The sequence below is a fragment of the Stenotrophomonas sp. NRRL B-14846 genome (genome assembly GCF_050473585.1).
In the GTDB taxonomy this organism is placed as follows: Bacteria; Pseudomonadota; Gammaproteobacteria; order Xanthomonadales; family Xanthomonadaceae; genus Stenotrophomonas.
Genome location: NZ_JBFLUN010000022.1, coordinates 341,358 through 359,044 on the forward strand (window position 1 = coordinate 341,358; position 17,687 = coordinate 359,044).

Genomic DNA, 17,687 nt, shown 5'->3' on the forward strand with positions numbered 1-17,687 from the left:
ATCCGGCTCATGCCCTGTTTCAATGAGTGCATGGGCGTTAGGTTTACTCCTGAACCCCGCCAAGGTCGGCCCGCAACACGCGCCGGCAGGGGGAACGTACAAACCCGGAGCACTTGAATGAAGCACATCGTGCGCGCCACGCTGTTGGCGATGTCTCTTGGCTTGGCAGCAGGCAACGCGTTCGCTGCCGACTACGCGCTCAACCCCTTCCAGCTGGCCTACGAAGGTGCGATCACGCGCAACGTGCCCAGTGAGGTCAACATCCACTCGGTGTCCTATCCGCTGAATGGAATCGAGATCGCGGCAAACTTCTACACCCCCGCCAATTTTGATGCTTCGCGGAAGTACCCGACCATCGTGGTTGCCCACCCCAATGGCGGGGTCAAAGAACAGGTGGCCGGCCTGTACGCGCAGCGCCTGGCCGAGCAGGGCTACATCGCCATTACCGCCGATGCGGCCTATCAGGGGGCAAGCGGCGGCCAGCCGCGTAGCGTGGACATGCCTGCCCACCGCATCGAGGACATCCACGGCATGGCGGACTTCATCAGTCGATTCCCATGGGTCGACACCTCGCGCCTGGGCTTGCTCGGCATCTGTGGTGGCGGCGGCTACTCGCTGGCGGCCGCGCAGACCGACAAGCGCTTCAAGGCCGTCGCCACGATCAGCATGTTCAACTCTGGCCGAGTGCGCCGCAATGGTTATGCCGACTCGCAGCTGGACACCGTCCAGCAGCGCCTGCAGCAGGCTTCGCAGGCGCGCGCACAGCAGGCCGCCGGCGGCGAAGTGCTCTACTCCGGCGATGCAAATCTCAGCGACGAGCAGATCGCCAAGCTCCCCTTCGATCTGTATCGGCAGGGCTATGAGTACTACTGGAAGACGCATGCCCATCCCAATTCCACCTTCCGCTACACGACCAGCAGCCTGCTGGACCTGATGCGCTGGGACGCCACCAGCCAGATCGAACTGATCGACCAACCGCTGCTGATGATTGCCGGCAGCAAGGCCGACAGCCTGTACATGACCCAGGATGCCTTCGCCAAGGCAACCGGTACCACCGACAAGCAGCTGGTGCTGCTGGAGGGGGCCACGCACATCGAGACCTACTGGGTGCCGAAGTACGTGGATGCTGCTGTCGCCTCGCTGACCACGTTCTACGGCCGGACGCTTGCGCCATGACCGCGCCTCGTAAATCGACCGCGCAGACTACGCTGTTGGGCGCTGCATTGAGCGTGGCGGCACCGTTCGCCGGCGCCGGCGAAATGCTAACGCAGCAGATCACCCGGTCGGGAACACAATCGTCCGTTGCCGGTCCAGCAGAGACCTTCGTTGGCAAAGTACGCGTGGATCCGCTGTTCCCAGCGGACAAGGACGTGCAGGTCTCATCCGCATACGTCAGCTTCGAGCCGGGCGCGCGTTCGGCCTGGCACACCCACCCCGCAGGGCAGCGATTGGTGGTTACCTCCGGCGTTGGGCTGACCCAGGAATGGGGCAAGCCGGTGCAGCAGATACATGCCGGGGATGTTGTGGTGTGCCCGGCCGGGGTCAAGCATTGGCACGGCGCTGCGCCGCACAGCGCGATGACCCATCTCGCGGTAACCGGTGTGGCAGATGGGAAATCGGTGGCCTGGCTGGAGCAGGTGAGTGAAGACCAGTACCGCGAAGCGTCAGCAGGCTTCGAGGCGCCCGTTGCCGGTCCGCTTTCACCCAGGCAACAGGCGATCCCGCTGATTGCGGCCGCTGCGGCCAGCAGTGACATGTCCCAGCTCAGCGCTGCGTTGGGCCGGGGGCTGGATGCCGGCCTGACCGTGAGCGAGGCAAAGGAAGTACTCGTGCAGCTGTATGCCTACGCGGGGTTCCCAAAGAGTCTCAACGCCCTGGGCGAACTGATGAACGTGGTGCGCAAGCGCGAGGAGCAGGGTATCGCCACCGCAGCCGGGAAGCCGCCCAGCGGGAAGGCTCCGGTAGGCGATGCACTGCGCGCCGTAGGTACCGCAAACCAGACGCGGATCTCCGGTGCCCCGGTGGCGGGCCCGGTCATGGACTTCGCGCCCATCATCAACCAGTTCCTGCAGACACATCTGTTCGGCGACATCTTCGAGCGCGACAACCTGGACTGGCAGAGCCGTGAACTTGCAACAGTTGGCGCGCTGGCGGTCATGCCTGGCGTGGAGGCGCAGTTGCGCTCACACATGGCGGCCAGCCAGCGCGTGGGGCTCAGCCGCGCACAGTTGCAGCACCTGGCCCAGCTGCTGGCACATAGCGGCTATGCGGCCGCATCTGCCCGTGCAGTGCAGGCATTGGAACAGGCCCCGGCTCTTCCGCCATGACTATGACGCTGTTTAATCCCGATAACGCAACGCATCACGCAACACGGTGAACGCAGGCGATGACTGCCTGCGGCTGGGGTAATACAGGTGGTAGCCGGGGAAGGAGGGGCACCAGTCCTGCAGCACATGGACCAGGGTGCCTGCCTGCACATGGGGCCGCACCAGATCCTCGGGCATGTACGCCAGCCCCAGGCCTTCCAGCGCAGCGCCCAGCCGCAGGGCGATGTTGTTGAACACCAGCTGGCCTTCCACCCGCACTTTCAGCTCCTGGCCTTTCTTCTCGAACTCCCACGCGAAAATCCCACCATGGGTTGGCAGGCGGATGGTGATGCAGTTATGCCGGGTGAGGTCGTGCGGTGATCTCGGCTTTGGATGACGCTGGAAGTAGGTCGGCGATCCGACCACGGCCATGCGCAGGTCCGGCCCAACGCGCACGGCGATCATGTCCTTGGCCACCTGCTCGCCCATGCGGATGCCGGCATCGAAGCCCTCGGCCACGATATCGGTCAACCCGTAGTCGACGATCACTTCGATGTTCAGATCGGGGTTGGCCGGCAGCAGCTTGCCCAGCACCGGCTGCATCACGGTCAGCGCAGCGTGTTCACCTGCGGTGATGCGAAGGCGGCCGGCCGGTTTGTCGCGGTACGCGTTGAGCTGAGCAAGCTCACTGTCGATTTCCTCGAAACGCGGTGCAATCACCCGCAGCAACTGTTCTCCGGCCTCGGTCGGCGAAACGCTGCGGGTGGTCCGGGCAAGCAGGCGCACACCGATGCGTTCTTCCAGTTGACGCATCGATCGACTCAGGGCGGGCTGGGACATGCCCAGCTGGGCAGCGGCTCGGGTAAAGCTGCGCTCGCGGGCCACCAGGGCGAACATGGCAAGCTGATCGTAATTCTCGACGCTCATTGATGCGCACCGGATATAAGCGATATCCGATTATGCCTCTGCAAGAATGTGTTTTGGGGGCGTAGATTGGCGCCATGACGATTCCAACCCCCAATTCTGGTCGCCGGGCCGTCATCACCGCCCTGGCCGCGCTCCCGCTGGGATGTTCCGCCACAGCGCCGGAGGAGGGCACGACCGCAGGCCGATCAAACGCACGCACCTTGGTTGCCTGCTTCTCACGCTCGGGCAACACCCGGGTCGTCGCCGGTGTCATTTTCGGGATACAGCCTGCCGTGGACTACCCGGCGGACTACCTGGAAACGGTGGCCAAGGCACAGCAGGAGCGTGACGACAATGTGGAACCTGCGCTGCACACGCGTATTGCCGGCATTGATCGCTATGACACGGTGTACCTGGGGTTTCCAATCTGGGGCGAGACCGCGCCGCCGATCATTCGATCGCTGTTGTCGCAGCACGACATGAGTGGCAAGACCATCGTGCCGTTCATCACCCATGGCGGCTACGGCGCGGGCAGCAGTCTGCGCGTGCTCGCCCGCCATGCGCCCAACGCACGCATCCTGGAGGCATTCGTGATGCAGGCCGACCAGGAGCGCAAAACCATGGAGAGCGTCAACGCCTGGTTGGCCACTCCGCACACTGCCCAATGAGGATTCGACGATGAAGCTCCGTACCCTTGGACAGGGCCTTGAAGTTTCCGCCCTCGGCCTGGGCTGCATGGGCATGAGTTCGGCATATGGCCCGGCCGCCGACAAGCAGGAGATGATCGCGCTGATCCGCACAGCGGTGGAGCGCGGCATCACCCACTTCGATACCGCCGAAGCCTATGGCCCCTTTGCCAACGAGGAGCTGGTGGGCGAGGCTCTGGCGCCGGTGCGTGACCAGGTGGTGATCGCCACCAAGTTCGGCTTCGACATCGACCCGATGACCGGTACCCGCGGTGCCGGCACCAACAGCCAGCCCGCGCACATCCGCGCAGCCGTCGAGGCCAGCCTGAAACGTCTGCGTAGCGAACGCATCGACCTGCTGTACCAGCACCGTGTTGACCCGGCGGTGCCCATCGAAGAGGTTGCCGATACCGTGAAGGCGCTCATTGCAGAGGGCAAGGTCGCGCATTTCGGCCTGTCCGAAGCGGGTACGCAGACAATCCGCAGGGCGCATGCAGTGCAGCCGCTGACGGCTGTGCAGAGCGAGTACTCACTGTTCTGGCGCGAGCCGGAGCAGGCGCTGCTTCCGCTGCTTGCTGAACTCGGCATCGGCTTCGTTCCTTTCAGCCCGCTGGGCGCTGGGTTCCTGACCGGAAAGATCGACGAGCACACGCAGTTCGATGCAACGGATTTCCGCAATGCGGTGCCGCGCTTCTCCGCCGAATCACGCCGGGCCAACATGGCCTTGGTGGAGGTGGTGAAGGCAGTGGCCGCAGGGAAGGGGGGCACGCCTGCACAGGTAGCCCTTGCGTGGCTGCTGGCACAGGGCTCGCACATTTCACCGATCCCGGGCACGACCAAGCTTCACCGGTTGGATGAGAATCTCGGCGCGACGGATCTGATGTTGGACGAGGCCGACTTGGCACGCATCAGCGAGGACGTTGCACAGATCCGGGTCAGTGGCGCTCGGCTGCCGGAGGCTGCGTTGAAGATGACCGGCAAGTAGTCGGGGCTCGCCACTTTTCTGGTTTGACGGATGTCCGCTTCTGGCCGAAAGCGGACATGGGCAGGGATTAGGAAGATTTATCCGGGGTAGGGAGGCCCCCGGGCTATGCAGGCAGAAGGGTTGCGAAGGTATGAAAAGGCCCAAGCCGGGAGGGGGAGGGGTCGCCGTACTGGCTCAGGGGGATAGCGAAAGGGTAAGCTTTGAGCGTGCTTCTACGGGGGGAATGGAATGCCTAAGCTTAAAACCGTCACCATTCGTCGTTTCAAGCGTCTCGAACATCTAGAGTTGGAGCTGGGCGATGTGACCTTGCTGATTGGCGCAAATAACGCAGGGAAAAGCAGCATTCTGCAAGCCATACATTTCGCAGTCTCAATTGCTCAGAGCGCCCGATTAATCGGTGAGGGACTGGCATGGCGCCAAGACGCATTTGAGCTTTCGATCAACCCGGCTCAGCTCCTCTATTCGCCTGTCTCGGATGTATTGTCGCTGGCAACGGGAGGCGAACTTCTGGAGCCGCGACCTAGTCAGATCGAGATTGAGTTTGAAGATGATACGGGTGCTCGATGCACCGTGGGTCTTCGCAGAGGTCGGAACCGTAACATCGCCGTCTCAATCGTCGGTCGCGCTATCGGCGAGAAGCTCATGAGTCTCGCCGAACCTTTCACTGTTTATGCCCCCGGACTCGCGGGCATCCCTAAAGATGAACGGCTTCTTTCTCCCGGGCTCGTTCGTCGGATCGTCGCGCGTGGTGATGCCAACTTAACCCTCCGCAATGTGCTTCGATTGCTGCATCGAGATGAGAATGCGTGGGTTGCTTTCATTGGGGATATGCGCTCGATCTTCGCCGACATCAATATTGAAATTGATTTCGACGAAGAAACTGATGAATCGATTGAAGTCTATATCCAATTTCCCGGGGCCCCTCGCCTTCCGATTGATGCTGCCGGAACCTCCGTCTTACAAGCGTCCCAAATACTGGCATACATCTCGCTTTTTAAGCCGCAGATTCTTATCCTCGACGAGCCAGACTCACATCTCCATCCCGACAATCAGCGCGCACTGTGCGACTTGGTTTTCAAGATGGCGACCGATCGGGGCTTTCAGGTGTTGCTCAGCACTCACTCTCGTCATGTGCTTGACTCATTTCAAAGCCGAGGCAAGGTGACCTGGGTCAGCAATGGGCAAAAGGTAGACAGCCAAGATCTCAATACTACGGCTGTGCTTTTGGATCTGGGTGCATTGGATTCGGTAGATTATTTTGCCGATGGGCATACCAAGTGCGTGGTCGCTACCGAAGATAGTGACCAAGATGCTTTGCGTGCGATTTTGTGGAGTAACGGCTTTGTCGAAGAAGATACTGAAGTTGCCTCCTACACGGGCTGTTCGAAGGCTGATGCCGCACTTGTTCTCGGGAGCTTCTTGAGAGATAAGGCGCCGCATGTATCGCTAGCCGTACATCGTGATCGTGATTACATGTCGCAAGATGCGTCCGGGAAATTTGAGCGACGACTTCGGGATGCGAACATCCAGCCTTTGCTCACGGACGCGAGCGATGTAGAGGGATACTTCTTAAACGCCGAACATCTGCACGCGCTAAATCCAGGAATTTCAGTAGAGCGAATCGTTGAATTGATTGCTCAGGCAACTGCTGAAACGCGCGACAAGTCAGTTGAATCGATCATCAATCAGCGAACGCAAGAGGCCTTCAGGGCGCGCCAAAAAGGTGGTGGCGGCCCGAATCACGGAGCAATTGGCGTTCGCGCAGCCGCAGACTACGACGCCGACCCGGCCGCATATCGACGAGGAAAGCTCGTCCTTGGTCGATTGCATGCACTCCTGCAGACGGAGCTGGGCGCAAACCCGAGGGTATACCTACCCAGCCATCTGCTACGAGTCGAATCGATAGCGGAAATCGCGAGACGCATTTGGCCTCCTGCAGCGCCAGTGGATCAAGCAGTCGTGGTTGCACCTCTCTTCGACCACCAGTAGCAGCACAAGTGCCAGCCCCCGCAGCTCGTGACTGGCATGGTTGGAGATCGGTGACCTAACACGCTCGAACGGGGTAGCTATGTGATCGGCATTTATGCGGCGCTACATTCCGTGTTCTGCGACCAGCAGCGGGCCGATGGGTGGATCCGACGCCCCAACCAAGCTGCGCTGTTTGGCGGCGAAGCCGCGCTTGCGCTGATGTGCAGTGGGCGAGTTGAGGCGTGGCTTCAGTCCGTGAGCACTGCGAGGGCCAAGGTGTCTGTGATGCTTGGTGGAAGGGCGGCAACCGCCCCCTGAGACACCACGCTAACGTTGATCGCCTTGCATGGGCGGTCTTGGGTTGCAGATGCTCTGCGTGACTTTGGCCACCGAGCACCTGCGCCAACTGGCGCTCGTTCGACTGCGTGGAGGTGACCCTAGCTCCAGTGATCGGATTTGATAGCCCTTGGCGGCCGGATGGTGAGACTGAAAAAATCAGCATTCAGCGCTGCGATGCAAAATGGCACGTCCCGGACCCTGGATACGTGAACGGCCTCGCGGGGAAGCTCTATCTGATTGGCACTTTCGAGACTACTTGAGGGCTCAGCGAAGAGCTGCTGCGACCGCGTCAGGATGTATGAATCATAACAAATTGAACTGAAAGGAATTTTTCCTTTTGGCGGCTGCGCTGTCGACCTACTTCCGCCCCCTTGAAAAGAGTGACGGTCATCACAAAGTCTCATAAAGGCTGAACGGTAGTGGCCGGCTGCTATCCGTCTCGCCTGGCGCGACGGATCAGTAGCAATCTGAGCTTGATGGATCAACTTCGAGGGGGACTTCGCTATGGCTACAAAGCACCAAGTGATTTTTTACCCGGTGGGCAACGGGGACACGACCCAGATCATTCTGGACAACGGCAAACGCGTTCTCTTCGATTTCCGGCACAAGGAATGCTCCGAAGAAGAGTCGACCCCTGAGATCGACCTGAAAGCGACTCTGAAGAAGGACCTTGAGAAGGCCGACAGGGACAGCTTTGATGTCGTCGCATTCACCCACGCTGATAACGACCACATCCAGGGAAGCACCGATTTCTTCTGGCTGGAGCACGCCAAGCGATACCACGGCGAAGGGCGAATCAAGATCGACGAACTCTGGGTGCCCGCCGCGATGTTGCTAGAGGAGGCTACTCAAGATCAGCAGTCCGAAGAGTTCGTTCTTCTCAGGCAAGAAGCGCGACATCGTCTTCTCGAAGGCAAGGGAATTCTCGTGTTCTCCAAGCCGCAGGCCCTCGCTGATTGGCTTGAGCCGAAGCTGAAGGATCGTGGAGAGGCCTTGTCTGCGCGGGACCACCTGTTCGTTGATGCTGGTACGCTGGTTCCTGGTTTCACCTTGGCGCAGGACAACGTCGAGTTCTTCTGCCATTCGCCGTTCATTGAGCACTGCGACGACGGAGACTTCATTCGCAATTCTGCGGCGTTGGTTTTCAACGTCAGGTTGCAGGCCGACGGGCTCACGTACGATTACCTTGAAGTGGGCGATGCCGAGTACTGCGATCTGGAGAAGATCGTGGACATCACCAAGTACCACAAGAACGACGACCGGCTTGCCTGGGACCTGTTCAACATCCCGCACCACTGCAGTTACCGCGCGCTTAGCGACGAAAAAGGTGACGAAGAGACAACGCCCTGTGAGAAGGTCGCTGAGCTGCTGAAGATGGGCAAGCCTGACTCATACATCGTCAGCTGCAGTTTGCCTGTCCCGGACACCAATGAAGCTTACGAACGGGTTCAGCCGCCCCACATTCAGGCTAGGAAGACATACGAGAAGTATCTGAAGAACGTCGACGGCCGATCCTTCCTGGTCACGATGGAGGAGCCGAACGGCTACAAGCCTCAGCCAATTGTCTTTAACGTCGCTGCTGCAGGGGTCACCTGGGAAAAGGCCGCAGCCTCACTCGGCTCGGCCGCCATCGTTGCCTCCAGCCCTTCCCGGGCGGGCGCATGAGTTCGGACTACTTCCAACTCGACTTGATTCAGCTTGAAGATCGCTCGCAGGCCTCATCGCGTACACACGCGATGATCGCCGCCATCAACTCGAACCGCGACTTTGTGCTCATCGATGTGATGCGGGGTCGAAAGGATGAGGAAACAAACGTCGTATACCTCATGGTTGATGTTGAGTGCCATGGTGTCCCGAGGCACAACAAGTATGGGCTCCGCTTCAGGGAGAGGATGCTCATCGTGGTTCCGCGGGACGGCACCATCGGAACGGCGGTCTGGGTGATGCGAAAGGACTTCCCAAGACTGGCGCATCAGAACAGCGTCTCAGCACTTGGGCCCGCCCAGCTGTGCCTGTACTACGAGCCTATGAGCGTGGTGGCGCGGACATGGACCGCTCCTTCGTTCCTGGCACGAATCCTGTGGTGGTTGGAGAAGAACGCTAAGGGGGAGCTGCACCTTGCAGATCAGCCCCTAGACACCCTCTTCTTCGAGTCCAAGCACGAACTGGTCATTCCGTGGGATATCGCCGATCTCACTTCTGAAGGAAAACCTCTCCATGTCAGCGGAGTTCGGCGCGCGGACAATGGCACCACCATGCGCATCGCTAACCACCTGGACGCTGATCAAGGTGTGCTGGCGAGATTGGTCAAGATTGATCTTGAGCCTGTTGAAAGCGGCGAGATTGAATGGGATCCGCACTCGCTTGGCGAACTGAATGACCTCATGACTCGGAGGGGGGCGAACCTCTTGGGGCCTCTGCGTCTAGCAATGCAGCAGGGTTTTCCCGAGCAGGGTTTGTCTCTGAAAGAGGAGCCGGCAAGTCTGCTTGTGCTGCTCTCTATTCCGTTAAGGAGGGCGTCCACGGGCCGTGTCGAGGGCGTTAGCTATCGTGCCTTCTTCCTTCATGGTGGTGCCCTGAAGGTCGGGGTGCAATTGGGTGCACTCTTTGACCTGGACGGGCGCTTCTACACCTCAGCGGGCCTGCTTGACGGTGAAAAGGCGGCCGGCTGGGAGACCATCGGCCTCGACCCTGTCACTGTTCTGTGGGAGAACAGCGCAGAACGGGCGCGCTCACAGTCCGGTCATTCCGATTCTGGGCCGAAAGGCACGGTGGTGGGCGCCGGCTCTCTCGGAAGTGCCCTGATCGAGCTTTGGATCAGATCTGGGTGGGGTACGTGGACGGTGATCGATAAGGACCACATCCGCCCCCACAATCTGGCTCGCCACTCGGCGCTCAATTTTCAGATTGGGCAACCCAAGGTGCTGGCGGTATCGAGGCTTGTTGAGGCCATAACTCGTGGTGCCGTCGCGTTAACTGGTATAGAGGCCGATGTCATGTCGAGCATCAATCCTGAGGTGGGGCGAGCTCTGGATGCTTCCGAATTGGTGGTGGACGCAACTGCGGACCTCGGTTACCCCAGAGCGAGTTCTGCCAACGAAGGTAGGGCAAGGCACGCAAGTGTCTTTGTGACCCCCAATGGCAGGTCGGGCGTCATGTTGCTGGAGGACACCGCTAAGACCAGGTGCCTGCGCACGATCGAGGCGCAGTACTACCGTGCAATTATTCGCTCTGAATGGGGCAGAAAGCACCTTGACGGTCACCGTGGCCTCTTCTGGAGCGGCGCATCGTGTCGCGATCTGTCAATGGTCCTTCCGTACTCGAGCGTTATGATCCATGCGTGCCAGTTCGCCGAGAGCATTCCTACACACATTAGGTCAGATGCAGCAGCGGCAGTGATCTGGCAGCGAGAAACTGATGGCCGTACTGATGCTATCTCCTTGGCGCTATTCGAACGGCGCGTACATAAGACAGTGGACGGCCTGGACGTCTACATGGACGAGGGGCTTCATGACCATCTTCGTGAGCTTCGCCATCAGTCGCTGCCTAATGAAACTGGAGGCATCCTCCTCGGCTATCACGACTTCACCCAGAACTTGTTGGTAATCGTAGACGCCTTGCCAGCGCCAAAAGACAGCAGGGGTACGCCGGCATCCTTTGAGCGTGGAACCGAGGGGCTTCTAGACCTTGTCGCCGAGGCTCGTAAGAGGACCGCGGGTATTGTTGGGTACGTAGGCGAGTGGCATAGCCACCCAGACGGGTATCCTGCCACTCCAAGTCGAGATGACCTGATCCAGGTCGCTCAGTTGGCAGTGGGTATGAGCGAAGAGGGGCTGCCGGTGGTTCAGGTGATCGTAGGCAGCGCTGAGATAGGTGTTGTTCAAGCCGAGGTGCGCCCGTGACGTCCCGTCCAATCGATCTGGTGCTCTCCGGCGGCGGCATTCGAGCCATGGTCTTCCATCTGGGGGTCATGAAGGCACTGGCCGAGTCGAAGCGCCTGGAGGATGTGCTGCGGATATCGAGCGTGTCAGGAGGCAGTCTGATTACCGGGCTGGTCCTCCACAGATCCGCGATGCAGTGGCCGAGCTCGGAAAGATTCCTGAACGAGGTCTACCCGGCCATCCGTGGTGAGTTGACCTGTCGCAGCCTCCAGTGGGATGCACTTCGCGAACTATGCAGGCCAACGAATCTCAGGTTTCTGCTAAGTCGATCCAACTTACTTGCTTCAGCACTCCGCAGACGCTGGGGCATAAGCCAAAGGCTCTCCGACCTGCCGAAGTCGCCGGACTGGTCGATCAACGGCACAAACGCAGAGAACGGACGGCGCTTCAGATTCAAGCGCGCTGACCTTGGAGACTACCTCACCGGGTACGCCCCTTCCAAGAACTTCCCGCTGGCCAGCGCGATGGCAGTTTCAGCCGCGTTCCCTGGGGGGTTTGGGCCCCTACGTCTGAGGGTAGACCGATTCAAGTGGCGGCGACGCGCGAGATGGGATGCTCCCAAGGAGGACGCCGTGGATGTGCGGCCAGACTCGAGAGCGCTCCACCTCTACGATGGTGGTGTCTATGACAACCTCGGCCTTGAGCCATTCTTTGACGCCGGACGAGGGGTCGCCAAGACCGCGAACGGTCACTTCATTCTAGTCTCTGATGCAGGCAGGCCGCTGGACATGGGCTTCAGCAAGTACTCGCTAAATCCGTTCCGCATCAAACGTGTTGCCGACATCATGTCCGATCAGTCTCATGCGTTGAGAGTGCGAACCTTCCATCACTACCTGAGCAGTGACGCGACAAGAGGGGGGATGATCTACATCGGTGATCCCGCAGGCGACAATGACGTCGAGCGAAGCGAGGCAAGCTTTGTTGCAGCCTTTCCAACTAATTTGCTGAAGCTATCAGCGAGTGACTTTGACCGAATTGCCAATCACGGCAGAGCACTCACTAGGCTTCCGCCTCCCCGAATGCATAACGTCCCATGCGAGCCAACGCAGATTGCAGCGCTGAGGGTCGACTAGCGGGCTGAGTGCACGTCTGAAGATGGTGGCTGCCAGATGTCGCGGGTGGCTCTCTGTAGTCTGTAGGGTTGAGTGATTGTGGCGTGACTGGATCGGCCAGACTTACCCGAACAGGATGTGCGCCTTAGGATTCACCTTCGCGCTGGTTCGGCGCAGGAGTTGTGGCTGTCCAAGTGCGCAGGAAATTCTCTTGCTCCAATGTCTCAATGGCTCCAGGGCGAACGTCTCTCACGCGCTTAATTGCATCCGTGCTGCTTAGGGATGTCTTGGTGCCGAGGAGAAGCATGCAGGCGACACTGCCCGCTCTGCCTAGCCCTCCCTTGCAATGGACGACAGCTCGCCGGCCTTCGAGCAGCGCGTTACAGATTGGTGTTTCCAATTCCTTCCATTCCTTGAGGAAAGTGCTATCGGGCGCGGCGCCATCCACAATGGGGAGTCCGTACCATCGTAGGCCATGGGACACTGCACGCTCGGGCAGGGCAGTTATCTGAAGCTCCTCAAATTCCCAAGGCTCAATCAAACTGATGAGATGACTGGCCCCCCACGATCTTATGGCTTCCAGGTCCAGGTCCAGGTCTCGGTACCAAGATCCGGTCATTGCAACTTCTTGACGCTTGCCGGGGGCAAACGTCACACCGATGGCTCCGCCGAGCTGGCCAACCGGTAGAGTGGCTATCTGAAGAGGGTGAGAAAGACTGGTCCTGGTCACGTTGTCTCTTCCGAGTGAATGTGGCGGCCCCTCATCCAGAGGCCTAGCGGGTCTATCATCTGTGGCTTTGGCGTTGGTTCTGATGGCCTCATGTGGGTGACCTGGAAAGCATTGAAACCCTCTCCTCAATACGTCTCTGGGAGATCTGCAAACCGCAGTCATCATCAGGGTACGGCGATGCGAATAGTGGAGCTTCAACCCAGAACTCGCGTTGGTTGGGATGGATGTAGGGTCCATGGTCGTCCAACAGCAGCGTCTCGCCCAGTCTCCGAGACACGAACCGAAGATCCTTGGTAGAGCCTGTCCATTCGACATAACGGATTTCTGCGAACCAACGAGGCGCGTGCCCTTCTTCAGCCAAAAGTAACGCAATCCTCAGCGCGCTATGCCGGGGCACCGTAGTGAAGAGCACGATCTCGCCAAAGGTGGCCTTGGCATGGTCTAGGAAATTCCGAAGGCCTGGTCGAGGAATTTGGCTGACCGCATTCGAGATCAGCGTCCCCTCCAGATCGAGGGCAAGGATATTGGGGGGCATGCAATAGGAGGTCATCTACGTTTTTGGGGCGTCGTCGTGAGGAACGCGCCTCGGTGGTCGTTCAACGAGGATCGGAGGCGCAAGCCAGTAATCGTCGCCAATAGGCAATAGGCTCTCCAATGCGACATCGACCATCAGGGGACGGCGCCACGCAGGGTCAGGCAGAAAGCAGTAGTCAGTCTTGGCCAGCGTGCCTGAAACTTCTTTGAGATAGAGCCAGTTTGTCCGGCTTCGTACCTCGCGGCGAAGCACGGTCACTGCTGCGGATTCATTGCCTCCATTGCGCAGGAACTCACTGGCAGTACCTCGAATTGATGACCAAAGTACGTATCTCTTTCGCCCCAAGCTCAGCGCAGTCCAGTCTTCTTCCTGCAGGCGTAGGATGTCCTCGGCATACTGAATGCCGATTCGGTGCTTGCGCAGCAGTGATACGAGATAGGCCGCAGCTTCGCGGTCAGAGAGCTGACGCCATAGCCACTGTCGGTCCTGTGCTCCAAGCGAGGGATACCAAGCCCTCAGTGCCTGGGTCAGCGAAGCGCTCAGATCGTTTGGCAGCTGAATTCCTGCCCGATAGCTCCAGCTGATGGGGTCGTAAAGAGATCGCCTTGTAGGGCCGTTTGGCGCGCCCGTCTCTGCAAGAAGGCCCGCCGTCTTAAGGAACAGCAGCAAGTGCTGCGGAATTGCTGTGTCAGCGGCTATAGGTGCGGAGATCGAAGTGGAACGCTCGAGCGCGCACCACGCGCATGCGTAGAAGGGCCCAAGCGATGCTAGCAGCGCATCGAGCTCTGGCCACGGGGCAATAAGGGTCTGTTGGTCACGCCCATAGATCACTCGATCCCCGGCAGTTCAACCGGCTCTGATGCTAGCAAGTCACCAGCAGGTCGTCCACACAATTTTCATGTAACGACCGACTCGACCATAGATTTCGTTCCGCTCCTTCAGGCGGACCCGATGGCTACCAAGACGATCTACCAAAGTGCATACCTTCGGTTGGTCGGCCTTCTCCGCGAGCGACGTGAGTCGCTGGGTATCAGTCAAACCAGGCTGGCCTCTCACCTGGGGTGGCCTCAGCAGAGAATCTCTTCCGTTGAGTCTGGAGCGCGGCGCCTGGACGTGCTGGAGTTCTGCCTCATCGCCGCTGCCTTGGGGTTCTCTCCGGCCGAGGTCTCTGATCAGGTCTTGAAGATGCTACGGAGCGTACGCGGCAATCAGATTAAGGACAGGCAGTAGCGAGGGATCGCGGCAGTCGCGCGAGGCCCGACGACTGGCGCGGGCTTCTCCGCGGTGCGCAAGTTGCAGCTACCGATGCTTGGCCTTGGGTTAAGCGATGGCCGTCCTGCCGACCGACTCGCCCGAGGCCTTTCGCGATCACTGCGAAGCTGCTCCATGGCGGTCTAAGGCCAGCCCCAAGAGAGCACACGTCCGCGGCTCAAATGATTGAGGTCTTCCTGCTGCTTCTTTGGTCTATTTCCCGAGGCGATAGCCTTTCATGGAGGCCGGATGGGGTAGGTTCTAGCTCCGCTATTTATGCACACTGAATTTTTGCTCAGTCCCCCATACTTTTGCGTGAAATGTGCTCGTTTTTTAGGGGTAATGCGTTTATGTACAAGTTTCAGGCTAACTTACTACCTTTCTGATTCCTACTCGACGGTTTTGGTGTTGATAGAGGCCCTCATCTTTATGGATGGGGGCCTTTTTCGTTAGCAACATCAGTTTCTGGCAGAATCCCGCCGTGATCCATCCTTCTCCTACAGCGAGATGTTGATAGATGACTGGCGACACACCTGAGCGAATCAGATTTGAGAACGGAGAACGACACGGGAAGACGTCTGCTCGAGTCCATCGCTGGCCGCGGAAGCAATCATCAGTATCGGCCCGTTTCGACTATCGATCTGTGCATGTTCTCGGCGGGTCTTGATGACGGCGTGCGAAGGACGGGTATAGGCCTAGCGAGCTGGCGCGGGGCTGTCGCAGATCCTACGGACACGGTCTCTGCGGGCCTATGCCCAATTGCGCCGTTCTTCACCAAAGCAAGCCCAATGGCCGAGCCTTGGAGCCCGCTCCAGGAACCAATACATTTGGCAGATTCCTGATAAGGTCACACAGCTGTGCAAACGCCTTTGGTCCGTCCCTTGGGCCGCACTTCTGTTCCGAGGGGGGCGTGACTGGCACCGCTGCGGATCTGAAAAGGCTCAACGAGCCAATCGACGATGAGCCAGGGAGTACTCTGCAGGTGATGAATCAGTTCACACGTCTTCCCCCACGTTCCTGGTGAGTCGATGAATACCACTGTGCCAATTTCGTGCCTCGTCCTTGGTGTTCTGCTCGGTTTTTCCGTGTCCGCGCGACCGCTTGCAGAGAGACTTGCGGCGGACATTGAGATGGCCGAACACTCTATTCTAGCCTCGCTGGTGGTGCACAAAAGTTCCGAGAGCAAGTCACTGTGCTCTCAGACGCCATATGCTTGTGCAGGAGCAGACGGTGCTGAGCTTGGTCTCGCCTTGATAGGGGGCAGCAGGAGTGCTGCCGCTCCTCGGCACTTGGTTGAACTGTCGCGATTCCGTATGGATGGAGCGCTTTCAGAGGACTACAAGTGCTACCTCGCTGCGCAGGGCAATTCAGTGGTTCAGGCCGCGTCGAAGCTGGATGCCAAGAAGCTGGCAGGGCAATGCATGTCCGAACTTTCTGCTTTCAAACGTCGGGCCGGCCCTGCAAAGTTCGACGTGGCGCCCGAGAACATTTGCAGCTCAGTGGCGGACATCCAGGGTTCCCTGCGTGAAGTTGTCCTACTGGCCAATGCAGGTGGTGACTGTGACGGTGTCTGAGGCTGTCGTCGGAAAAAGCTGATACGTACGCGTTTCGCGAAGCCTTGGCTTGGTTGACTACTGTCGCTCGCCGTCGCGAGCTATACAGTTCTGCAATGCGCCGGCTCCGAGGCAGGGCTGGACCCTGGCGGCGGGGTGCACCCGGATTCAGAACGAAGACGTCCAGGAGCTGGTTGATATGGTTCATGAGGCTACGATCGCCCGGTGATCATTCAATGCCCCTGATGAGAGTAGGGCCAATGCATAGGCTCGGGGCGTCGAAGTTCTACTGATTGTGCTCGCTCGCTTGAGAAAAGAGCCAGTGGATTTCATCTCAGGCGACTGATCTGGTTAGAAAAGAAAGCCCCGCCGATGCGGGGCTTTTCTTTCTGCGCGATGTCGTTGGCATTGTGCTTCGCAGCATCAGTTTTCGTGCACCGCGACTTGCAAACAGGCAATTTCCTCCCCTATGGTGCAATCGATTGCATTGCTGTGAATCGTTGCGTTTGATACCGGTTGGGAGGCCGGCAGGTGGATGTCCATCCATTCGATCAGACCGGCCCCGGCGATGGGGCTCACGCGGCGCGATGCGTTGCGCCTTGCGGTTGCTGGCGGCATTGGCCTGGGGGCGGCAGGCGTGCTCCCCGCATTCGCCGCCGATGCGCCGCTCAAGGGCAACCTGAAGCATTCCGTCGCCCGCTGGACCTTCCCGCAGCTGTCGGTCGCCCAGCTCTGCGCGACGGTGAAGGGCATCGGTTTTGCCGCCATCGATCTGGTCGGCCCGGAAGACTGGCCGACGCTGAAGGCCAATGGCGTGTACAGCTCGATGTGCAACGGCGCAGAGCTGGGCCTGACCAAGGGCTTTGCCGGCCGCGAATTCCACGACCAGCTGGTGGAACGCTACATGCGGCACATCGACCTGGTGGCTGATGCCGGCTACCGCAACCTGATCTGCTTCTCCGGCAACCGCAACGGCATGGATCCCCATGACGGCATGGCCAATGCCGAGGCGGGCCTCAAGCGCATTCTCGGGCATGCCGAAAAGCGCGGTGTCGTACTGGTGATGGAGCTGCTGAACTCCAAGGTCGACCATCGCGACTACCTGTGCGACCACTCGGCCTGGGGCGTAGAGCTGTGCCAGCGGCTCGGCTCGGACAATTTCGGCCTGCTCTACGACATCTACCACATGCAGATCATGGAGGGCGACATCATCGCCACCATTGGAAAACACCACGCCTGCTTCAAGCATTACCACACCGCAGGCGTGCCGGGCCGGAACGAGATCGGAGACCAGCAGGAGCTCCACTATCCGGCCATCTGTCGCGCTATCCGCGACACCGGTTTCAAGGGGTATCTGGCGCAGGAGTTCACGCCTGCAGCGCCCGATCCCGTTGCCTCATTGCGCGAGGCGATCCGCCTCTGCGACGTCTGAAAC

Annotated in this window: 15 protein-coding genes and 1 pseudogene; 12 read left to right on the forward strand and 4 right to left on the reverse strand. The window is 59.5% G+C overall.

Annotation, left to right across the window (positions count from 1 at the left end; translation table 11 throughout):
- The first annotated feature begins 117 nt into the window (after positions 1-117).
- The 3 genes and pseudogenes from AB1281_RS03730 to AB1281_RS03740 all read left to right on the forward strand — a co-directional run bounded on the left by AB1281_RS03730 (position 118) and on the right by AB1281_RS03740 (position 2,327).
- A complete protein-coding gene (locus AB1281_RS03730) occupies positions 118-1,176 on the forward strand; it encodes an alpha/beta hydrolase (protein ID WP_430345091.1) in 1,059 nt (352 codons plus the stop codon).
- Positions 1,173-1,661 (forward strand): annotated as a pseudogene (locus AB1281_RS03735) ((R)-mandelonitrile lyase); the annotation flags it as partial. The gene AB1281_RS03730 and the pseudogene AB1281_RS03735, both read left to right, overlap by 4 nt.
- Positions 1,638-2,327: a carboxymuconolactone decarboxylase family protein gene (locus AB1281_RS03740; RefSeq protein ID WP_430346970.1), complete on the forward strand. Its 690-nt coding sequence runs from the start codon at positions 1,638-1,640 to the stop codon at positions 2,325-2,327. The pseudogene AB1281_RS03735 and the gene AB1281_RS03740, both read left to right, overlap by 24 nt.
- 12 nt (positions 2,328-2,339) lie before the next feature.
- On the opposite strand, the gene AB1281_RS03745 is transcribed toward AB1281_RS03740, so the two are convergent.
- The gene (locus tag AB1281_RS03745) at positions 2,340-3,233 is read right to left on the reverse strand and encodes a LysR family transcriptional regulator (protein ID WP_135968499.1); all 894 of its coding nucleotides are present in this window, start codon (positions 3,231-3,233) and stop codon (positions 2,340-2,342) included.
- Positions 3,234-3,307: 74 nt separating this feature from the next.
- Between AB1281_RS03745 and AB1281_RS03750 the strand changes: the two genes are divergently transcribed.
- The 6 genes from AB1281_RS03750 (at position 3,308) to AB1281_RS03775 (ending at position 12,204) form a co-directional block, all read left to right on the forward strand.
- Positions 3,308-3,880, forward strand: a complete 573-nt coding sequence (locus AB1281_RS03750) for a flavodoxin (protein WP_430345092.1) — start codon at positions 3,308-3,310, stop codon at positions 3,878-3,880.
- 10 nt (positions 3,881-3,890) lie between these two features.
- The gene (locus AB1281_RS03755; protein WP_313508375.1) at positions 3,891-4,883 is read left to right on the forward strand and encodes an aldo/keto reductase; all 993 of its coding nucleotides are present in this window, start codon (positions 3,891-3,893) and stop codon (positions 4,881-4,883) included.
- 228 nt (positions 4,884-5,111) lie between these two features.
- Positions 5,112-6,872, forward strand: a complete 1,761-nt coding sequence (locus tag AB1281_RS03760; protein WP_430345093.1) for an AAA family ATPase — start codon at positions 5,112-5,114, stop codon at positions 6,870-6,872.
- Positions 6,873-7,694: 822 nt separating this feature from the next.
- Complete coding sequence (locus AB1281_RS03765) at positions 7,695-8,855, forward strand: hypothetical protein (protein WP_430345094.1); 1,161 nt, start codon at positions 7,695-7,697, stop codon at positions 8,853-8,855.
- The gene (locus tag AB1281_RS03770) at positions 8,852-11,092 is read left to right on the forward strand and encodes a Mov34/MPN/PAD-1 family protein (RefSeq protein ID WP_430345095.1); all 2,241 of its coding nucleotides are present in this window, start codon (positions 8,852-8,854) and stop codon (positions 11,090-11,092) included. Before AB1281_RS03765 ends, AB1281_RS03770 begins: the two co-directional genes overlap by 4 nt.
- A gap of 20 nt (positions 11,093-11,112) precedes the next feature.
- Positions 11,113-12,204, forward strand: coding sequence for a patatin-like phospholipase family protein (locus AB1281_RS03775; protein ID WP_430346971.1), 1,092 nt, complete (start codon positions 11,113-11,115; stop codon positions 12,202-12,204).
- Positions 12,205-12,328: 124 nt separating this feature from the next.
- Here the strand turns inward: AB1281_RS03775 and AB1281_RS03780 are convergent, their stop codons facing one another.
- The 3 genes from AB1281_RS03780 to AB1281_RS03790 are packed head-to-tail and all read right to left on the reverse strand — an operon-like array spanning position 12,329 to position 14,117.
- On the reverse strand, positions 12,329-13,078 hold the full coding sequence (locus AB1281_RS03780; RefSeq protein ID WP_430345096.1) for a cyclin-dependent kinase inhibitor 3 family protein: 750 nt from the start codon (positions 13,076-13,078) through the stop codon (positions 12,329-12,331).
- A complete protein-coding gene (locus AB1281_RS03785) occupies positions 13,002-13,448 on the reverse strand; it encodes an NIF family HAD-type phosphatase (protein ID WP_430345097.1) in 447 nt (148 codons plus the stop codon). The genes AB1281_RS03780 and AB1281_RS03785 overlap by 77 nt, the downstream gene beginning before the upstream one ends.
- 15 nt (positions 13,449-13,463) lie before the next feature.
- Complete coding sequence (locus tag AB1281_RS03790) at positions 13,464-14,117, reverse strand: hypothetical protein (RefSeq protein ID WP_430345098.1); 654 nt, start codon at positions 14,115-14,117, stop codon at positions 13,464-13,466.
- 282 nt (positions 14,118-14,399) lie between these two features.
- On the opposite strand from AB1281_RS03790, the gene AB1281_RS03795 reads away from it, so the two are divergent.
- From AB1281_RS03795 to AB1281_RS03805, 3 genes are all read left to right on the forward strand, one after another.
- Complete coding sequence (locus tag AB1281_RS03795) at positions 14,400-14,678, forward strand: helix-turn-helix domain-containing protein (protein WP_197653824.1); 279 nt, start codon at positions 14,400-14,402, stop codon at positions 14,676-14,678.
- A gap of 1,049 nt (positions 14,679-15,727) precedes the next feature.
- Positions 15,728-16,273 (forward strand): Imm57 family immunity protein, encoded by a 546-nt coding sequence (locus AB1281_RS03800; RefSeq protein WP_152682126.1) that lies wholly within the window; start codon positions 15,728-15,730, stop codon positions 16,271-16,273.
- A gap of 514 nt (positions 16,274-16,787) precedes the next feature.
- Entirely contained in the window at positions 16,788-17,684 is an 897-nt protein-coding gene (locus AB1281_RS03805; protein ID WP_430345099.1) for a hydroxypyruvate isomerase family protein, read from the forward strand.
- Positions 17,685-17,687 lie beyond the last annotated feature (3 nt).